16 protein-coding genes and 2 pseudogenes are annotated in these 17,994 nt (G+C 64.0%); 7 read left to right on the top strand and 11 right to left on the bottom strand.

Annotated features, from left to right (window positions below):
• Positions 1-364 precede the first annotated feature (364 nt).
• Positions 365-802: a hypothetical protein gene (locus BLV47_RS08900; RefSeq protein WP_092312270.1), complete on the bottom strand. Its 438-nt coding sequence runs from the start codon at positions 800-802 to the stop codon at positions 365-367.
• A gap of 563 nt (positions 803-1,365) precedes the next feature.
• Here BLV47_RS08900 and BLV47_RS08905 point away from each other — a divergent pair.
• Entirely contained in the window at positions 1,366-2,301 is a 936-nt protein-coding gene (locus BLV47_RS08905) for a chemotaxis protein CheV (RefSeq protein ID WP_060840378.1), read from the top strand.
• 95 nt (positions 2,302-2,396) lie between these two features.
• Positions 2,397-3,200 (top strand): MOSC domain-containing protein, encoded by an 804-nt coding sequence (locus BLV47_RS08910; RefSeq protein ID WP_092312273.1) that lies wholly within the window; start codon positions 2,397-2,399, stop codon positions 3,198-3,200.
• Positions 3,201-3,281: 81 nt separating this feature from the next.
• Here BLV47_RS08910 and ppnP read toward each other — a convergent pair whose 3' ends face one another.
• The 8 genes from ppnP to BLV47_RS08950 form a co-directional block, all read right to left on the bottom strand.
• Complete coding sequence (gene ppnP / locus BLV47_RS08915) at positions 3,282-3,566, bottom strand: pyrimidine/purine nucleoside phosphorylase (RefSeq protein ID WP_011062476.1); 285 nt, start codon at positions 3,564-3,566, stop codon at positions 3,282-3,284.
• A gap of 74 nt (positions 3,567-3,640) precedes the next feature.
• Entirely contained in the window at positions 3,641-4,180 is a 540-nt protein-coding gene (locus BLV47_RS08920) for a 3'-5' exonuclease (protein WP_092312276.1), read from the bottom strand.
• A 62-nt stretch (positions 4,181-4,242) separates the two neighbouring features.
• Positions 4,243-6,228 carry an acetyl/propionyl/methylcrotonyl-CoA carboxylase subunit alpha gene (locus BLV47_RS08925; protein WP_092312279.1) on the bottom strand — a complete coding sequence of 662 codons (1,986 nt, stop codon included), beginning with the start codon at positions 6,226-6,228 and terminating at the stop codon, positions 4,243-4,245.
• 58 nt (positions 6,229-6,286) lie between these two features.
• Positions 6,287-7,084 carry an enoyl-CoA hydratase/isomerase family protein gene (locus tag BLV47_RS08930; protein WP_092312282.1) on the bottom strand — a complete coding sequence of 266 codons (798 nt, stop codon included), beginning with the start codon at positions 7,082-7,084 and terminating at the stop codon, positions 6,287-6,289.
• Complete coding sequence (gene atuD, locus BLV47_RS08935) at positions 7,081-8,238, bottom strand: citronellyl-CoA dehydrogenase (protein ID WP_092312285.1); 1,158 nt, start codon at positions 8,236-8,238, stop codon at positions 7,081-7,083. Before atuD ends, BLV47_RS08930 begins: the two co-directional genes overlap by 4 nt.
• Before the next feature lie 39 nt (positions 8,239-8,277).
• Positions 8,278-9,894, bottom strand: a complete 1,617-nt coding sequence (atuC, locus tag BLV47_RS08940; RefSeq protein WP_092312288.1) for a geranyl-CoA carboxylase subunit beta — start codon at positions 9,892-9,894, stop codon at positions 8,278-8,280.
• 3 nt (positions 9,895-9,897) lie between these two features.
• On the bottom strand, positions 9,898-10,767 hold the full coding sequence (locus BLV47_RS08945; protein WP_092312291.1) for an SDR family oxidoreductase: 870 nt from the start codon (positions 10,765-10,767) through the stop codon (positions 9,898-9,900).
• Between the two features lie 10 nt (positions 10,768-10,777).
• Entirely contained in the window at positions 10,778-12,568 is a 1,791-nt protein-coding gene (locus BLV47_RS08950; RefSeq protein ID WP_092312294.1) for an acyclic terpene utilization AtuA family protein, read from the bottom strand.
• A gap of 178 nt (positions 12,569-12,746) precedes the next feature.
• Here BLV47_RS08950 and BLV47_RS08955 point away from each other — a divergent pair, with 178 nt between their 5' ends.
• The 3 genes from BLV47_RS08955 to BLV47_RS08965 all read left to right on the top strand — a co-directional run bounded on the left by BLV47_RS08955 (position 12,747) and on the right by BLV47_RS08965 (position 14,693).
• Positions 12,747-13,382, top strand: coding sequence for a TetR/AcrR family transcriptional regulator (locus tag BLV47_RS08955; protein WP_092312297.1), 636 nt, complete (start codon positions 12,747-12,749; stop codon positions 13,380-13,382).
• A gap of 84 nt (positions 13,383-13,466) precedes the next feature.
• Positions 13,467-14,261 (top strand): substrate-binding periplasmic protein, encoded by a 795-nt coding sequence (locus tag BLV47_RS08960; protein ID WP_092312300.1) that lies wholly within the window; start codon positions 13,467-13,469, stop codon positions 14,259-14,261.
• An 84-nt stretch (positions 14,262-14,345) separates the two neighbouring features.
• The gene (locus tag BLV47_RS08965; RefSeq protein WP_092312303.1) at positions 14,346-14,693 is read left to right on the top strand and encodes a pyoverdine biosynthesis protein; all 348 of its coding nucleotides are present in this window, start codon (positions 14,346-14,348) and stop codon (positions 14,691-14,693) included.
• 14 nt (positions 14,694-14,707) lie between these two features.
• On the opposite strand, the pseudogene BLV47_RS08970 reads toward BLV47_RS08965, so the two are convergent.
• Positions 14,708-14,872 (bottom strand): annotated as a pseudogene (locus tag BLV47_RS08970) (sigma factor-like helix-turn-helix DNA-binding protein); the annotation flags it as partial.
• Positions 14,873-15,098: 226 nt separating this feature from the next.
• Here BLV47_RS08970 and istA point away from each other — a divergent pair.
• The gene (gene istA, locus BLV47_RS08975) at positions 15,099-16,784 is read left to right on the top strand and encodes an IS21 family transposase (RefSeq protein ID WP_062838241.1); all 1,686 of its coding nucleotides are present in this window, start codon (positions 15,099-15,101) and stop codon (positions 16,782-16,784) included.
• Entirely contained in the window at positions 16,672-17,421 is a 750-nt protein-coding gene (gene istB / locus BLV47_RS08980; RefSeq protein ID WP_062838242.1) for an IS21-like element IS1474 family helper ATPase IstB, read from the top strand. The genes istA and istB overlap by 113 nt, the downstream gene beginning before the upstream one ends.
• An 84-nt stretch (positions 17,422-17,505) precedes the next feature.
• Here istB and BLV47_RS08985 read toward each other — a convergent pair.
• Positions 17,506-17,904, bottom strand: a pseudogene (locus BLV47_RS08985) (RNA polymerase factor sigma-70); the annotation flags it as partial.
• Positions 17,905-17,994 lie beyond the last annotated feature (90 nt).

Genomic DNA, 17,994 nt, shown 5'->3' on the forward strand with positions numbered 1-17,994 from the left:
TGGGTCCGTTTATCCGCCGCATAATACCACCGAACATACCGTTGGTCGCGTTTATGCGCGCAGGTATATATGTCTTAAAAGTCAGGAATATCGGGCTCAGGCACGTTTGTGCCAGGTACTCTGCGGGTTTTGGAGGGCCAAGTGCCAATAGGACTTTTCGTTGAATTTGCGCGTGCAAATATGGATTGGAACTGTAAGTCCGGCCGGTGCTAGTTGGTTTTTTTGCAACGATGCTGTCGTTGTTGAGTATGAAATATTCAATAACGACTCATTACTTGTCCTTGGGCCTTATGTTGTATCGATATTCTGTGTTGGCGATCGAAGATAGCGGCTTTATCGGCCACCGGTTGGCGCAAGTGCACTTTCAATGGCTGCAGGACGGGTAGGCGCAGGTGCAGTTCTGTGTCACTTGTTGGGTAAGCTCGCCGATCAGCATGAGCTGTTCGCTGTCATCCAGATTGAGTTGGCCATTGTGCGGATCGACCAGTTCCAGTTGCCAGGCCATCAGGGTCAGGCAGCTCCTCAAGGCATCGAGGATCGGGTCGTTGAGGTCCACCGGGTGCGCGGTGCGTTCGAGCACGCCGTGGATGTGCAAGGCGAACTCGGCCAGCGGACTGATGGCGTGGCGCGCTGCGATCTGGGCCAGGGACTGCAGGCTGGCGAGCAGGCAGTTGATTGCCTCTTCGTCGTTTCTGATCAGGTTCAGATGGCTCAGGCAATCTTCCGATTTCGCCAGCAGGGCCTGGGCTTCGAGCAGGAACTCAGGCAGGGGGGGCGCGCATTCGTGGCTGTCCTTTAGCATGCTTATCTCCATGACTTCGTGTCCGATGAGGGGATAGGGCTCTGGCTGAAGGGGGTTAAGGTATGGTGCGCTTTTTCAAATTGTATATAGGATAATTCTGATTTTATTTCCGGGGTTGCAGCCGCAAGCGAGAGACTATTCTCATCGTTTTCGAACGCTGCCCAAATACCGGCCACAGCCATGCGGCGCATGGGCGCTGGGGCGTGATGAGCAAGGGTGTTTAGGCTTGAAAGGGTGCTGGGCCACCTTTCTGCGGTCACAAACAAAAGCCTGACTCCGTTCATGCAATGAGAATGGCGTCACATTAATGGCTATTGGATATCGCGAATATCAGGATGGTCCTGATTGTTGCTAGGGGAAACCCTTAGGCGAAGGAACTCCACGCCGAGAATAAGGTCGCGCCGTCGGAGACAGGTGTCGCTGAATTGACGGCCTCAGTAAAGCATGATGTTAATGTGACATCAATGGCTTTCATATGGCAATTTGCATGTGGGTCAAGATACGGCGCAGCCCGCCGATATCTGTCTTTAGTGAATTCATCAGAACAAGCCCAGGAGTCATCAATGGCCGGCATTCTCGACACGGTAGATCAACGCACGCAGCTGGTGGGTGAGAATCGCCTGGAAATCCTCATGTTCCGCCTGGCCGGTCGGCAGTTGTTCGCCATCAACGTCTTCAAGGTTCAGGAAGTCCTGCAACTGCCCAAGCTGACCCTCATGCCCCAGCGTCATCCGTTTGTCTGCGGTGTGGTCAACCTGCGGGGCCAGACCCTGCCGGTGATCGACCTGTCTCAGGCCATCGGTATGCGCCCGCTGGTTCCGGGGCCCAACAGCACCATCATCGTCACCGAGTACAACCGCTCGGTGCAGGCGTTCCTGGTGGGCGGTGTGGATCGCATCGTCAACATGAACTGGGAAGCCATCATGCCGCCGCCCACCAGCGCCGGGCGCCAGCACTATCTGACGGCCATCAGCAAGGTCGACGAACAACTGGTGGAGATCATCGACGTCGAGAAGGTCCTGGCCGAAATCGTCCCCTACAATGCCAAGGTTTCCCGGGACAAGCTCGAAGATCCGGTGCTGGAGCGCGCTCGCGGTCGCGAAGTGCTGTTGGTGGACGACTCCAATGTGGCCCTCTCCCAACTGCGCGATACCCTCGGCCAGCTCGGGGTGAAGATGCATATCGCCAGTGACGGCCTCAAGGCCCTGAACATGCTCAAGGCCTGGGCCGATACCGGGGTCGAGATGACCGACAAACTGCTGATGGTGTTCACCGATGCGGAAATGCCGGAAATGGACGGTTACCGCCTGACCACCGAGATTCGCAACGACCCGCGTCTGCGTGGGCTGTATGTGGTGCTGCACACTTCCTTGTCCGGCAGTTTCAACGAATCCATGGTCAAGAAGGTTGGTTGCGACAACTTCCTTTCCAAGTTCCAGCCGGACAAGCTGGTGGACGTGGTCCGTCAGCGCCTGATGCTGGACGAAGTCAGCGCCTGAGTCCGGGCCTGCGCCGACAGCCGCTCTCCCTGTGCCTTTGTTTGCTCCGAGCGCTGGTATAGGGTGAGCTTTTTTGCTCACACAGGGAGCTGGACATGCGTCTTAGCGCGCTTTATCGATACCCGTTGAAATCCGCCCGGGGCGAAACCCTGCAACAGATCGGCCTGGACAAGCTCGGGCTGCAAGGGGATCGCCGCTGGATGCTGGTGGATGAAGCCAGCGGGCGTTTTCTCACCCAGCGTGCGGTGGCGCGCATGAGTCAACTCTCGGCCCTGTACAACCAGCAGGGTGGCCTGACCCTCAGTGCCACCGGGTTTTCCAGCCTCGAAGTGCCCTTGCCGGACGCCGCGGCGGCCTTGCGTGGAGTGACCATCTGGCAGGACAGCCTGCGGGTTCCCGATGCCGGGGATGAGGCGGCTGCCTGGGTCAGTGAGTTCGTCGGCAAGCCTACCCGCCTGGTGCAGGTACCGCTGGAACGAGCGCGGAGCACCGCCGCCGGCTACGGCAGGGACGATGATCAAGTGGCGTTTGCCGATGGCTTCCCGCTGCTGCTGATTGGCCAGGCGTCCCTTGAAGATCTGTCCAGCCGGGTCGGGCGGCCACTGGAGATGCTGCGTTTTCGCCCCAATCTGGTGATCGAGGGCAGCCAGGCCTATGCCGAGGACCAATGGCGGCGCATACGGATTGGCGACCTTGAGTTTCGCGTGGTCAAGCCGTGCTCGCGCTGCATCCTGACCACCATCGACCCCCAGACCGGCGAGCGCAGCGCCGACCGCGAACCCCTGGCGACCTTGCAGAAGTACCGGGCCCAGGCCGATGGGGCGATGTTCGGGCAGAACCTGGTCAACGACGGCCCGGGTCGTCTGCAGGTGGGGATGCCAGTAACGGTGCTCGAATAACCTTTCGCCGGCCCCAAGAAAAATGCCCGTCTGTTGCGCAGACGGGCATTTTTTATCGGTGATAAAGCCGCAGCGAGTCGATCAGCCGCGGTACTCGCACAGATAAGCGGTGTCCACCGCGACTTTCAGCTGGAACTTGCTGTTGGCCGGGACGTTGAACTGGCTGCCGGCAGGGAAGGTTTCCCAATCGGCACTGTCGGGCAGGCGCACGGTCAGCGCGCCGGACACCACGTGCATGATTTCCCGCTGCGCCGTACCGAACTCGTATTCGCCCGGGGCCATGACGCCAATGGTGGCTGGGCCTTCGGCCGTGCCGAAGGCAATCGACTTGACGGTGCCGTCGAAGTACTCGTTGACTTTAAACATGGGCGATTCCTCAAGAAAGGGTCAAAAAGGCTGGCCAGTATGCACAAGGCCTCAAGGGCCGTCACCTGCCGCCATCAAGGAAGAATCAGGGGCAACAGGCGCGCGGTATTGCGCGCATCTTCCAGGGCCCGATGCTGTTGGCCGTTGAACTGCATGCCGGCCAGTTGCAGGGCGGCATTCAGTCCCAGAGGACGTTCCAGGCGCCGGGCCTTGGCAAAGCGCTGCTTGAGGTTCATGTGCGGCACTTCATTCAGCAGGCTGTGCAACTGCTGGTTGTGCCATTCCAGCTGCAACTGCTTGCGGTCGTAGTCGCCCCAGCTGGCCCAACCCTCCAGGCGCGGCCGATGCTGGCCCAGCCAGCGCTCGAACAGGGTCCAGACCTCGCTCAGGGGCGCGGCGCTGTCGATGTTGGCTTGGGTGATATGGGTCAGTTCGCGACAGAACGGCGTCAGCCGAGGGCGTCGCAAGGGGCGGACGAAACGCTGGAAGTGGTCTTGTTCGCGGCCTTGGCGGTTGACCAGGGTGGCGCCGATTTCGATGATTTCCATCTCGCTCACCGGCCAGCCCCCTTCATCCGTCGTGGCTTCCAAATCTATTACCAGCCAGTGGGGCATCGCAAATTCCAGCCTTCAACATCCTGATGAGGCTTGAGCGTAGCCAAAGCTGCAGCATCCGCCTAGTGCTCCATTTCCGGGGCGCCAGCGGGCGCTTGCACCTCCAGAAGGATCTGCCGGCTCTTCACCTGATCACCAAGGTTGACCTGAAGCCGGGTGATCACCCCATCGATCCCGGCCTTGAGTGGGTGTTCCATCTTCATCGCCTCCAGCACCAGCAGCAGTTGGCCCTTGCTGACGCGCATGCCCTCGGTGACTTGCACATCGACGATGGCCCCGTCCATGGGGGCCTTGACGGTGCCGCCATGGGTGTCCGACTGGCCCTGTACCGGCGCGAGGCTCAGGTCCTGCAGGTGCAGGCTGCCACTGGCGCTGCCCAGCCACAGCTCGCCGTCCTGCAGACGGTAGGCGTAGTGGCGCCGGATGCCATTGACCTCCAGGCTGGCCCTTCGGCCATCGGCGGCGCAGATTTTCACCTCGTGCAGCACATCCGCCTGCCGCACCTGCAACCGGCCGGTTGCCGAAGCGCTCAGTTGCAGCGACCACTGCTGCTCACCCAGGCCCAGTCGATAGAGCAGGGGCGCGCCGGCCTGATTGCGCCAGGCGCGAAAGGCCACGCCGTGGTGGCTGGCGCTGTGCTGATAGAACAGCGCTGCGGCGATCGCCAGATCCTTGTCGCCGGGCTCCTGAGGTTGCAGGCTTGGGTCTTGCGCGAAGTGTTCGGCGATAAAGGCGGTGCTGAATCGGCCGCTGGCAAATACCGGATGCCGAAGCAGACCGGCGAGCAGCCGGCGATTGCTCTCGAGCCCCAGCAGCACGCAGTCTTCGACCCCGCGCAAGAGCTTGCGCCGGGCTTCCTCGCGGGTGGCGCCGTGGGCAATCAGCTTGCCCAGCATCGGGTCGTAGAACGGGCTGATCCACTGGCCTTCCTGCAAGCCATGGTCGGTGCGCAGCCCCGGCGCCGGCTCCCAGCGCAGGACCTGGCCGGTCTGCGGCAGGAAGTTCTGCGCCGGGTCCTCGGCGTACAGCCGCACCTCGATGGCGTGTCCCTTGAGCTGCACCTGCTCCTGGCTCAGGGGCAGCGGCTCGCCGGCGGCCACTTGCAGTTGCAGGGCCACCAGATCCAGGCCGGTCACCAGCTCGGTCACCGGATGCTCGACCTGCAAGCGGGTGTTCATTTCCAGGAAGTAGAACCGGCCTCCCGCGTCCAGCAGGAACTCCACGGTGCCGGCCCCGACATAGTTCACCGCGCGCCCGGCCTTGAGCGCTGCCTCGCCCATGGCCCGACGCAGTTCCTCGGTCATCACCGGGCAGGGTGATTCCTCGATGACCTTCTGATGGCGGCGCTGGATCGAGCAGTCCCGCTCTCCCAAGTAGATCAGATGACCGTGGTGATCGCCGAACACTTGCATTTCCACGTGCCGGGGCTCGATCAGCGCCTGTTCCAGAATCAGCTCGTCGCTGCCGAAGGCGTGCAGGGCTTCCGAGCGCGCGGTGCGGATCTGTTCCAGCAGATCCTCGTGCTCCTGCACCAGACGCATGCCGCGCCCGCCACCGCCGGCGCTGGCCTTGATCATCAGCGGGTAACCGATGCGCTGTGCCTCGCGCTGCAGGGTCGCGTCAGCCTGGTCTTCGCCCTGATAGCCCTGGATACAGGGCACACCGGCTTCGAGCATGGCGATTTTCGAACGGCGCTTGCTGCCCATCAACTCAATGGCAGCGGCGCTGGGGCCGATGAAGGTGATGCCGGCGGCGGTGCAGGCGGCGGCGAATTCGTGGTTTTCCGAGAGAAAGCCGTAGCCCGGGTGGATGGCGTCGGCGCCACTGCGACGGGCAGCGTCGAGGATCGCCTCGCTGTTGAGGTATGACTGCTGCACTGGCGATGGGCCGATGTGCAGGGCTTCGTCGGCCATGTGCACATGCAGCGCGTCGGCGTCGGCGTCGCTGTACACCGCCACGGTGCGATAGCCCAGGGCTTGGGCAGTGCGCTGGATGCGGCAGGCGATTTCGCCGCGGTTGGCGATCAGGATCTTGCTGAAATTGGGCATACGGGCTCCCGGGAATCGGTGGAGGGGCGTTCGCCGGCAAGCCGGCTCCAGCCAGGGCTCAGTTGGCCCAGGCCGGTGGGCGTTTTTGCACGAAGGCCAGGGTGCCCTCGACCCCTTCTTCGCCCATGACCGCGTTGGCGAAGTCGCTGGCGGCCTGGTCCAGCAACGGGCCCCGGGGCTGTTCGACACTGGCCAGCAGCAGGGCCTTGGTCGCCGCATTGGCCCCGGGTGCGCAGCGCAGCACCTGGGCCAGCTGCTGCTCAAGGCGTGCCTGCAGAGCCTGGGCATCGGGCTCGACAAAGTGCACCAGCCCCAGGCGCTGGGCCTCGGCACCGTCGAAGCGGGCGGCGGTCAGGGTCAGGCGCCGAGCCTGGGTCAGGCCGATGCGCTGCACCACGAACGGGGCAATCTGTGCCGGCAGCAGGCCCAGGCTGGTTTCCGGCATGCCGAACTGCGCCGATTGCTCGGCAATGGCGATGTCGCTGACACAGGCCAGGCCGAAGCCGCCTCCCAGCACCGCTCCTTGCAACAGGCAAATCAGCACCTGGGGCATTTGCTGCGCCTCTTCCAGCAGGGCGCCGAAGGCCCGGTTCAATTCCCGGTAGGCGGCGCTGCCGTGGGCTCGGGCGCCGGCCATGTCCTTGAGGTCGCCGCCGGCGCAGAAGTGCTCGCCAGCGCCACGCAGAACCAGGGCGCGGACGCTGCGCCGGTCACGCACTGCCGCCATCACCATGCGCAGTTCGGCGACCATTTGCAGGCTCATGGCGTTGCGGCTTTCGGGACGGTTGAGGCGGATCAACAGCACGCCGTTGCGCGACTCCAGCAACAGCGTCTGGCACGCCGGAAGCGGGCTCATTGCTTTTTCCCCGGCAGGATGCCCATGAGTTTGCAGATGATCCCCAGCATGATCTCGTCGGCACCACCGCCGATCGACACCAGGCGCACGTCGCGATAGGCCCGGGCCACCGGGTTGTCCCACATGAAGCCCATGCCGCCCCAGTATTGCAGGCAGCTGTCGCTGACCTCGCGGCCCAAGCGCCCGGCCTTGAGCTTGGCCATGGAGGCCAGGCGGGTCACGTCCTGGCCGCGCACGTACTGCTCGGTGGCCTGGTAGACCAGGGCCCGCAGGCATTCGATTTCGGTGGACAGTTCGGCCAGGCGGAAGTGGATCACCTGGTTGTCGATCAGCGGGCTGCCGAAGGTGCGGCGCTCCCTGCAGTATTCGATGGTGCTGTCGACGCAGTATTCCAGGCCCTTGATCATGTTCGCCGCGCCGAACAGCCGTTCCTCCTGAAACTGCAGCATCTGCATCATGAACCCCGCGCCCTCATGACCGATGCGGTTGCGCTGGGGCACTCGCACATTGTCGAAGAACACCTGGGCGGTTTCCGAGCTGCGCATGCCGAGCTTGTCCAGGTGCGAACTGAGGCTGATGCCGGGAGTGTTCATCGGCACCATGATCAGCGACTTGTTGACATGGGGCTTGTCGTCCGAGGTATTGGCCAACAGACAGATGAAGTCGGCGCTGGGGGAGTTGGTGATCCACATCTTGCTGCCGTTGATCACGTAGTCGTCACCGTCCTTGCGCGCATGGGTCTTGAGCCCGGCGACATCGGAGCCGGCGCCGACTTCGGAGACGCCGATGCAGCCCACCTGTTCGCCGCTGATGGCCGGGCGCAGGAATTGTTCGCGCAGTTCATCGGAGCCGAAGCGCGCCAGGGCCGGGGTGCACATGTCGGTCTGCACGCCGATGGACATGGGAATGCCGCCGCAATGGATGGTGCCGAACTCCTCGGCGGCGACGATGGAGTAGCTGTAGTCCAGGCCCATGCCGCCGAATTTTTCCGGCTTGGAGATGCCCAGCAGCCCCAGCTCGCCAGCCTTGCGGAAGATCTCGTGGATGGGAAAGCGTCCGGCCTTCTCCCATTCCTCGACATGGGGATTGATCTCGCGGTCGACAAAATGGCGCACCGTGCGCCGCAGTTCTTCGTGTTCCTGGGTGAAGATCATGGGGTTCTCCTCAAGTGGGTCAGACCGCGAAATGTCCTGTCAAAACCGCGCCACGCCGAAGCTATTGGGCGCCAATTCCCGCACCTGCGCTTCGTGGCAAATATCCAGCAGGTAGCCCAGCAGCGTGCGGGTATCCCTGGGGTCGATCAGTCCGTCGTCCCACAGGTTGGCGCTGCCATACAAGGCGGTGGACTGGCTGTCGAGCTTCTGCGCGGTGACCTGCTCCAGCATGTCGAGCATCTTCGGGTCGGCTTCCTGGCCGTTCTTCGCATGCTTGGCCTCGGTGACGATGCGCAGCACCTTGCCGGCCTGGGCGCCGCCCATCACCGCCGTGCGGCTGTTGGGCCAGGCGAAGATGAAGCGCGGGTCCAGGCCGCGGCCGCACATGGCGTAGTTGCCGGCACCGTAGGAACCGCCGACAACGATGGTCAGTTTCGGCACTCGGGCATTGGCCACCGCCTGGATCATCTTCGCCCCGTGCTTGATCACCCCTTGCTGTTCGGACTCGGTGCCCACCATGAACCCGGTGGTGTTGTGGAAGAACAGCAGCGGCGTGCGGCTCTGGTCGCACAGCTGGATGAACTGCGCGGCCTTGCTCGCGCCCTGGGGCGTGATCGGGCCGTTGTTGCCGATAAAGCCGCAGGCCCGGCCCTGGATCTGCAAGTGGCCGCACAGGGTCTGGGCATCGAACTCGCCCTTGAACTCCAGGAACTGCGAGCCGTCCGCCAGGCGAGCGACGATTTCCCGGGCGTCGTAGGGCTTTTTCGGGTCAGCGGGAATCAGCCCGAGCAATTCGTCGATGGGGTACAGCGGCTCGTTCCAGGTCCGCGTCGGCTGCACCGGCAACTGGGCATTCCACGGCAGCAGGCTGACGATCTCGCGGACGATGCGGATGCCGTCGGCATCGTTCTGCGCCAGGTACTCGGCGGTGCCGGCGACCTGGGCGTGCATCTCGGCGCCCCCCAGTTGTTCATCGGTGGCCACTTCACCGGTGGCGGCCTTGAGCAGCGGCGGGCCGGCGAGAAATAGCTTGGCCTTGCCGCGCACCACCACCACGTAATCCGAGAGCCCGGGCTGATAGGCGCCGCCGGCGGTGGCCGAGCCGTGGACCACGGTGATCTGCGGCAGGCCCATGGCCGACATTCGTGCCTGATTGGCGAAGCTGCGCGCGCCTTCGACGAAGATTTCCGCGGCGTAGTTGAGGTTGGCGCCGCCGCTTTCCGCCAGGGTCACCACCGGCAACTTGTTCTCCATGGCGATCTGTTGCAGGCGCAGGGATTTCTTCAGGCCGCTGGGGGAAATGGTGCCGCCCTTGATCGCACTGTTGTTGGCCACCACCAGCATGCGCACCCCGCATACATAACCGATGCCGGCGATCAGCCCGCCGCCGGCCTGGCTGCCGTCCTTGTCGTCGTGCAGCTTGTAGCCGGCCAAGCTAGCCAGCTCAAGAAAGGGCGCGCCCGGGTCCAGCAGCAGGTTGAGGCGCTCACGGGGCAGTAACTGGCCGCGCTGGTCGAACCTGGCCTTGGCCTCGGCCGCCTTGTTCAGCAGGTCTTGCTGCAACTGCTGCACCTGTTGCAGGCCCGCCAGCATCGCTTCGCGGTTCTCGGCGAACGACGGGCTGTGGGGATCGAGCTGGGACTGGATCACCGGCATGACTTACTCCTCGCCCTTGAGCACATCGGGCAGGTAGGCCCGGTGAAAACCGTTGTACGACTCACTGTTGTGCGCCTTGCTCAATGGCCAGGCGCGGCTGCCGAGGCTGGCGGCGCCGTCGATGCGCAGGGTACTGCCGCTGATAAAGGCCGCGCCGGGGCTGAGCAGAAACACGATCGCGGCGCTGACTTCCGACTCCGTGCCAATGCGCTTGAGCGGCACGTGCTCGCGCAGGGTGGGGATCACCGCCTTGAACGCACCTTGGTAAGTGTCCATGCCGCTGGAGGCGATCCAGCCCGGGGCCACGGCGTTGACCCGAACCCCGGCATGGCCCCATTCGAAGGCTGCGGTCTTGGTGAAGTTGTCCATCCCCGAGCGCGCCGCGCCGGAGTGGCCCATGCCCGGCATGCCGCCCCACATGTCGGCGAGCATGTTGACGATGCTCCCGCCGTGGCGGCTCATGGACTGGTTGAAGACTTCCCGGGCCATGAGGAAACCGCCCACCAGATTGGTGCGCAACACAGTCTCGAAGCCCTTCTGATTGATCGACGCCAGCGGCGCCGGGTATTGGCCGCCGGCATTGTTCACCAGGCCGTGGATCGGACCAAAACCTTCGATCAGTTGCGCCACCAGGGCCTTGACCGCGTCCTCGTCGCGAATGTCGCAGGCCTGCCAGTGGGCCAGGCCGCCGTCTTCGGCTATTTCCCCGGCCACCTGCTGCAGTTTTTCCGCCTTGCGCCCCACCAGCAGCACCCGGGCGCCGAGGGCCGCCAGTTCATGGGCGGTGCAGCGGCCAATACCGCTGCCGCCGCCGGTGACGATGATGGTCTGGCCGGCAAACAATCGGTCTTTGAAAATCGACTCGTACACCACGGCAACTCCTTTAATTGACGGCGTCGGCGATGCGCTGCGGCACCGGGATCTGGATCTCCAGCAACTGCTGGGCGAAGGCCTTGCCTTGCGGGTCGATGCGCAGGCTGGCGACACCGCCGCCGCCCAGGGCGTTTTCCAGGAGGAAATTGAGGCTGTGGGTGCCCGGCAGGTACCAGCGCTGTACGCGGCCGTGGACTGGGTCGAGCACGTGGCCCATCCAGTCCGCCAGCACTTCGGGAGTCAGGGCTTCGGCGATCCATGGCAGGTAGTCGGGGTGGCGCGCCAGCACGCCGATGTTGCTGTGGTTGCCCTTGTCGCCCGAGCGCGCCACCGCCAGCTTGACCAGGGGCACGCTGGCATCGGGACGGCCTTGGGGCTTGGGCAGTGAATGCGCGGCGGGCAGGGCGCCAGGGTCCAGCGGCCCGGTCCGGGGCAGGGTACAGGGATGCTGCTGGCCGGCAAAGTCGATGTGCAGCTGGCAGGCGTCCTTGTCCAGCAGAAACGAGAACAGACGGATGACCGGATAGACCGTGGGCCGCCCGCCGACAATTCCGGTCAGGCCCGGGGCCATGCCGGTGGCGGCCTGGGCGATTTCCCGGGAGAACAGCACCAGCGCCGCCTTGTGCGGGTGACGTACCGCCAGCTTGATCACCACTTCGCGGCTGTCCTGGCGGCGGCCGTGGGGACCGTAGGTGGCTTCGCTGCCCAGCAGCTCGATATTGACTTCGCTGTAGTCCGGCCAGCCACGCTGGGCAAACATCTCGCGGGTCTTGTCGATAATCGCCTGGCTGACCCGGCGCGCCTTGGCTACTGCATCGATCCCGGCCATCAGGCAACTGGCGGTGCAGCGGAAGCCGTCCGGGTAGGTGGCGCTGACCTTGTACTGGTGGCTGGGGGGCAGGCCCTTGGCGCCCTGCACCGCCACGGCATTCGGCGCTTGCTGATGCAGTTGCACCTCGGAGAAGTCGCACACCACATCCGGAAGCAGGTACGCCTGTGGATTGCCGATTTCGTACAGCAATTGTTCGCCAACCGTCAGCGGGCTGATCAGCCCGCCGCTGCCTGGCGCCTTGCTGACCACGAACCGGCCGTCGGCTTCGACCTCGACGATGGGAAAGCCGATGTGCTCGTAGTCCGGTACGTCGCGCCAATCGGTGAAGTTGCCGCCGGTGCACTGGGCGCCGCATTCGATGATGTGCCCGGCCAGGGCGGCCTGGGCCAGGCGGTCGTAGTCCTGCCACGACCAGTTGAACTCGTGGACCAGGGCGGCGCTGACCACCGCGCTGTCGACGCCGCGCCCGGTGATCACGATATCCGCCCCCAGGCCCAGGGCTTCGACGATGCCCGGGGCACCAAGGTAGGCATTGATGGAGACACACATCGGCGGCAGGGGCGCGCCGCTGAACATCTCCTTGATCCCGGCGCTGGCCAGTTGCTTGAACTGCGGTTGCAGGTCGTCCCCCAGCAGCACGGCGATCTTCAGCGGCACCCCGGCCTGCTCGCAGGCGGCGCGCAAGGCATGGGCGCAGGCGTGGGGATTGACCCCGCCGGCATTGCTGATGACGCGGATCTTCTGTGCATGGATCGAGCCCAGCAAGGGAGCGAGCACCTCGACGAAGTCCGTGGCGTAACCGGCGTTCGGGTCCTTCAGGCGTGCACCGGCCATGATCGACAGGGTGATCTCGGCCAGATAGTCGAACACCAGGTAGTCCAGGCGTGCGCCGTGCACCAGTTGCGCGGCGGCGCTGCAGGTGTCGCCCCAGAAGGCGCTGGCGCAGCCGATTCGTACAGTCTTGGTCATGGCAGGGCTCTCGGAAAAACAACTGCGAGGAGGCTACCAAGCAAGCGCTTGGTTTGTAAATGGGCCGATGGATTCTTCTGCCCAAGCGCTTGCTTGGTGATCCCGGGGAGCTTAAATTGCGCGCGCTACAGCCGGTTTCGGGCTGGGCTCTTGATGAAGTGACGCTAGGAGAACACCGGTGGACGAGCAAAAAGCCTTGCAGGTGGTACGCGAGCTGATTGCCAGCGGGCAAGTGACCGATCCCGACAGTGCCCGGGGCAAACTGTTGCAGACCGCCGCCCATCTGTTTCGCAACAAGGGCTACGAACGCACCACGGTGCGCGATCTGGCCAGCGCGGTGGGCATCCAGTCCGGCAGCATCTTTCACCACTTCAAGAGCAAGGACGACATCCTGCGGGCGGTGATGCAGGAAACCATCCACTACAACACCGCCCTGATGCGCGCCGAGCTGGCCGAGGCCGGCAGCGTGCGCGAGCGGGTGCTGGCGCTGATCCGCTGCGAACTGCAATCGATCATGGGCGGCAGCGGCGAAGCCATGGCGGTGCTGGTGTACGAATGGCGTTCGCTGTCTGCGCAAGGTCAGGCCGAGGTGCTGGCCCTGCGCGACATCTATGAACAGATCTGGCTCCAGGTGCTGGGGGAGGCCAAGGCCGCCGGGTTTATCAAGGGCGATGTGTTCATCACTCGGCGCTTTCTCACGGGCGCGTTGTCCTGGACCACCACCTGGTTTCGGGCCCAGGGCAGCATGACCCTGGAGCAGTTGGCCGAGGAGGCCCTGCTGCTGGTGCTCAAGGATCATTCGCAGGCCGACTGATTCTGCCGTGCAACGTTGTCGAAGAGCCTTAAAGCGCCTAGCTTTAGAGCATTATTTTTCTTTTGTCCGAGGTGGGTTGCCTTGATGTCCTTGTCGCTGCGATCAGCCTTGCGAATGCTCTTGCTGGCGCTGGCAACCCTTTGGGTCTGTCCAGTCTCCTCGGCGCAACTGGTGCGGGTCGCGGCGGCGCATTTTCCGCCCTATACCGTCCGTCCTGAAACCGGTGCCGACACTGGCCTGTTGCCGCAGCTGGTGGAGGCCCTGAACCAGTCCCAGAGCAAGTACCAGTTCGTCCTGGTGCCGACCTCGATTCCCCGGCGTTTCCGCGATTTCGAACAAGGCCGGGTCGACCTGGCGATCTTCGAGAATCCGGCCTGGGGCTGGAAGGACATTGACCACACCAGCGTCGACATGGGCCTGGAGGATGCGGAGATCTTCGTCGCCCAGCGCCAGCCCAATCGTGGCCAGGAGTATTTCGCCGACCTCAAGGGCAAGCGCCTGGCACTGTTCAGTGGCTATCACTACGCCTTTGCCCAGTTCAACGCCGACCCCAAGTACCTGGCCGACACCTACAACGCCACGCTTACCTATTCCCACGACAGCAACCTGCTGATGGTCCTGCGGGGCAGGGCGGACATAGCCCTGGTGACCCGCTCCTACCTCAGCGATTTCCTGGCCCGCAATGTCCAGGACGACGGCCAGTTGCTGGTGTCCCAGCGCATCGACCAGGTTTACCACCACTACAGCCTGATCCGCCCCCAGGCGCCGATCAGCGCCGAGGACTTTGCCGGGCTGCTGCAAAAACTGCGGGACAACGGCCAGATGCGCAAGATCTTCGACCCCTACCGCATCGTCGTGATGCCCGTGCCCCACGCCTGAGCCCCTGGCGCCCCGAGGGGCGCCTAAATTTTTCCCGCCGGCCCACGTCACTTGCTTGAATGCCCTTTGACGGTGAGGCCTGCCATGTCCCTTGTAAGTCCGCTGAGTGTCGAAATCCTGTCGGCGGCCGTGCTATCGGGCATCGATGAGGTTGGCGCCCGGCCTCGGTTGTTCCCGGCATGGCGCAGCCAGGGCCAGGAGTCCTTGGCCCCGGGGCCCCAGGCCGAGCGGCAGGATCAGTTGGCGTTCTGGCTGTCGGCCCAGGTGCACGCGCTGTACCTGGACCCGCCGGGCGCGCCGCCACCGCCACCCGCCCACGCCGATGCCTGTGCCGGGCCAAACCGTTGTCGGTACTGCCGGCAGGACTTCGATCTTTTGCACAAACGTGCCGCGTTGCTGGTGCTGGGGTGCAGTGGCCTGCTGGAGGGGTGAGCGGTGCTCGGCGCTCAGCGCCGGGCGAAGCTATCGGGGCGGTTGCCCGAGACTTTGCGGCAATGCACCAGGGCATCGCGAATCATGAAATTGACCAGGGTCGGCGAGACGCCCAGCTCCTTGGCGATGTCCTTTTGCGGGACCCCGTGCAAGCGATACATCTCGAAGGCATAGCGGGTGTGCGGATTTCGGAGCACCGTGACCGGCCGTTTCGGTTGATCGTGACCGGTCATTTCGCTAACGCGTGACCGCTCATTTCGGTAGCAACGTGACCGATTTTCCGCCTGTTCCGAAACAGGTGGTCACGGCTTACCGAAATCGCCGGTCACGACTTAGCGAAAGCCTTCCCCTTCGTTGCGCATGACCTGATGCGCCGCCATCCTCGACCGATTTCGGGAGAGGAAGATGGCGGCGCCGCGAGTAGCCATGCGAAACATCAAAGAATGTCTGCGCCTCAAGTTTGAGGCCGGCTTGTCCCACGAGAAGATTGCCCGTGCCTTGCAGCTGTCCAAGGGCGTGGTTAGCAAGTACATCGCGGCGGCGCGGGTGGCCGGGCTGGACTGGCCGGCGCTGGTGGCCATGGACGAGGCCGCGCTGGCGGCCGCCTTGTTTGCACCGACGTCGACGAACAAGCCGCGCGGTGAGCGAGTGCTGCCCGATGTGCTGAGCATCCACCGCGAGTTGCGACGCAAGGGCGTGACCTTGCAGCTGCTGTGGGAGGAATATCTCGCCGCGCATGCGGGCCAGCCGACCTACCGCTACACCCAGTTCGTCGAGCACTACCGGCGCTACGCCCAGACGCTCAAACGTTCGATGCGTCAGCTGCACCGTGCGGGCGAGAAGCTATTCATCGACTATGCCGGGCCGACGCTGCCGGTGGTCGACCCGGCCACCGGCGAAGTGCGCCGGGCGCACATCTTCGTCGCCGCCCTGGGCGCCTCGAATTACACCTATGCCTGCGCGACGCCAGGCGAAACCCAGGTGGACTGGCTGACCTCGCTGGGCCAGGCTCTGACCTACTTTGGCGGCGTGCCGGAAATGGTTGTGCCGGACAATCCGCGCGCCCTGGTCGCCCAGCCGGATCGCTACGAGCCGGGCCTGAACCGGGCCACGCTGGAGTGCGCGCGTCATTACCAGACGGTGATCCTGCCGGCACGGCCACGCAAGCCTCAGGACAAGGCCAAGGCCGAGGTGGCGGTGCAGGTGGTCGAGCGCTGGATCATGGCGCGGCTGCGCCATCGGCAGTTCTTCAGCCTGCATGCGCTTAACCAGGCCATCGCCGAGCTGCTGGAGGATCTGAATCGGCGCCCGTTCAAGCGGCTCGATGGCTGCCGGCGCGACTGGTTCGAGCGCCTGGATCGCCCGGCCTTGCGAGCGCTGCCGGTGCATCCCTACGAGGTCGCCACCTTCAAGCGCTGCAAGGTCAGCATCGACTACCACATCGAGGTCAATGGCAGCTTCTACAGCGTGCCCTCCGCCCTGGCCCGGCAGAACGTGGACGTGCGACTGACGGCACACACCCTGGAAGTGCTGCATGGCAACCGGCGGGTGGCCAGCCACCTGCTGCTGGGGCGACGCGGCGCTTACAGTACCCAGCGCGAGCACATGCCCGCGGCGCACCAGGCGCATCGCGAATGGACGCCACAACGCCTGCTCGACTGGGGCGCGCGGATCGGCCCCTACACGCGCCAACTGATCGATCACCAACTGACCCACAAGCCGCACCCGGAGATGGGCTACCGCGCCTGCCTCGGCCTGCTCTCGCTGGCCCGGCGCTATGGCAATGCACGCCTGGAAGCCGCTGCCGAACGTGCCGTACACCTGCGCGCCTTCACCGGGCGCAGCGTGCGCAACCTGCTCCAGCAAGGCCTGGATCAACAGCCGCTGCCCCAGCGTGCCGCCGAAACGACCTTACCCGGCGACCACGAGAACGTCCGTGGCGCCGACTACTACCAACCCCCGCAACAGGAGCTGTTCGATGATGCCGCAACACACCCTGAATCAACTGCACCAGCTACGCCTGGACGGCATGGCCCGCGCCCTGGAAGAGCAATGGACGCTGCCGGCCAGCCACAGCCTGAGCTTCGATGAACGCCTCGGCCTACTGCTCGACCGCGAACTGGCCTGGCGTGACAACCAGCGCCTGGTACGGCTGCGCAAGAAGGCCAAGCTCAAGTACGCCAACGCCTGCCTGGAAGATCTCGACCGCCGCACCGGACGCGCCCTGGACGAGCGTCTGATCGCCACCCTGGCCAGTGGCGACTGGATCCGCCAGCAGCACAACCTGCTGCTGACCGGCCCGACCGGTGCCGGCAAAACCTGGCTGGCCTGCGCCCTGGGCAACCAGGCCTGCCGCCAGGGCTATAGCACCCTGTACCTGCGCACCCCGCGCCTGCTGGAACAACTGCGCATCGCTCATGGCGACGGCAGCTTCGGCCGTACCCTGCAACAGCTGGCAAAGGTCGACGTCCTGGTGCTGGACGACTGGGCGCTAGCCCCGCTGGAGGAAGGAGCCCGGCATGACCTGCTGGAGGTGATCGACGACCGCGCTGGCAGCCGCTCCACCATCCTGACGAGCCAACTGCCCATCGAGCACTGGCACGGCTGGATCAACGACCCGACCCTGGCCGATGCCATCCTCGACCGCCTGGTGCACAACGCCTACCGACTGACGATGAAAGGCGAGTCGCTGCGCCGAAAAAAAGCCGAGGAACAAGCCGCATCGTGACCGATGCGATTACAATCCAGAACCCGCGCAACCGGGGTGGAAGCACCGGTCACGTATTAGCGAAACGCTCGGTCACGTTCACCGAAATCCGCAGCGGGTGCGGCTGGGCAATTCGGTCAGGGCATCGGCAATGTGTTCCAGGGTGGAAAAGTTCATGTGCGAGGTTTCGGGCGAAGCGCCATGAATCACCACATTCAAGCCTTCCTCTTCGGTGCCCGAATACTTCTGCTCCAGCGCCTGCTTGCGGTAATGGTCGATGGCCAGATTGCGCACGATCTGGAACAGGTAGCTGAGCTGGGCCTTGAACGAGGAGGTGATTTGCGGGGCCGACTGCAAGCGGAAAAAGGCGTCCTGGACCACGTCTTCAGCCCGGGACCTGCAGCCGGTAATCCGTGCTGCGATCTTGACCAGGATCAGGCGGTTGTCGACAAAAGCCTGGAGTAACGGTGAATCGCACCTGCTTGTGGATACTGGTTCCGTCATGGAAATCACCTTGTTGCAAAGAGGTAAGTGGGACGTCAGAAAAGTCTGACCTGTCCTACACATCGAGCGACAAATTAGGCTGAATGATAA

Origin of the sequence: Pseudomonas saponiphila (assembly GCF_900105185.1) — a bacterium.
GTDB classification, from domain to species: domain Bacteria; phylum Pseudomonadota; class Gammaproteobacteria; order Pseudomonadales; family Pseudomonadaceae; genus Aquipseudomonas; species Aquipseudomonas saponiphila.

Bases quoted from the DNA above. Each gene is read 5' to 3' on its own strand.
- BLV47_RS08900 (WP_092312270.1), bottom strand. From the start codon at position 802: ATGCTAAAGGACAGCCACGAATGCGCGCCCCCCCTGCCTGAGTTCCTG.
- BLV47_RS08905 (WP_060840378.1), top strand. From the start codon at position 1,366: ATGGCCGGCATTCTCGACACGGTAGATCAACGCACGCAGCTGGTGGGT.
- BLV47_RS08910 (WP_092312273.1), top strand. From the start codon at position 2,397: ATGCGTCTTAGCGCGCTTTATCGATACCCGTTGAAATCCGCCCGGGGC.
- ppnP (WP_011062476.1), bottom strand. From the start codon at position 3,566: ATGTTTAAAGTCAACGAGTACTTCGACGGCACCGTCAAGTCGATTGCC.
- BLV47_RS08920 (WP_092312276.1), bottom strand. From the start codon at position 4,180: ATGCCCCACTGGCTGGTAATAGATTTGGAAGCCACGACGGATGAAGGG.
- BLV47_RS08925 (WP_092312279.1), bottom strand. From the start codon at position 6,228: ATGCCCAATTTCAGCAAGATCCTGATCGCCAACCGCGGCGAAATCGCC.
- BLV47_RS08930 (WP_092312282.1), bottom strand. From the start codon at position 7,084: ATGAGCCCGCTTCCGGCGTGCCAGACGCTGTTGCTGGAGTCGCGCAAC.
- atuD (WP_092312285.1), bottom strand. From the start codon at position 8,238: ATGATCTTCACCCAGGAACACGAAGAACTGCGGCGCACGGTGCGCCAT.
- atuC (WP_092312288.1), bottom strand. From the start codon at position 9,894: ATGCCGGTGATCCAGTCCCAGCTCGATCCCCACAGCCCGTCGTTCGCC.
- BLV47_RS08950 (WP_092312294.1), bottom strand. From the start codon at position 12,568: ATGACCAAGACTGTACGAATCGGCTGCGCCAGCGCCTTCTGGGGCGAC.
- BLV47_RS08960 (WP_092312300.1), top strand. From the start codon at position 13,467: ATGTCCTTGTCGCTGCGATCAGCCTTGCGAATGCTCTTGCTGGCGCTG.
- BLV47_RS08965 (WP_092312303.1), top strand. From the start codon at position 14,346: ATGTCCCTTGTAAGTCCGCTGAGTGTCGAAATCCTGTCGGCGGCCGTG.
- istA (WP_062838241.1), top strand. From the start codon at position 15,099: ATGGCGGCGCCGCGAGTAGCCATGCGAAACATCAAAGAATGTCTGCGC.
- istB (WP_062838242.1), top strand. From the start codon at position 16,672: ATGATGCCGCAACACACCCTGAATCAACTGCACCAGCTACGCCTGGAC.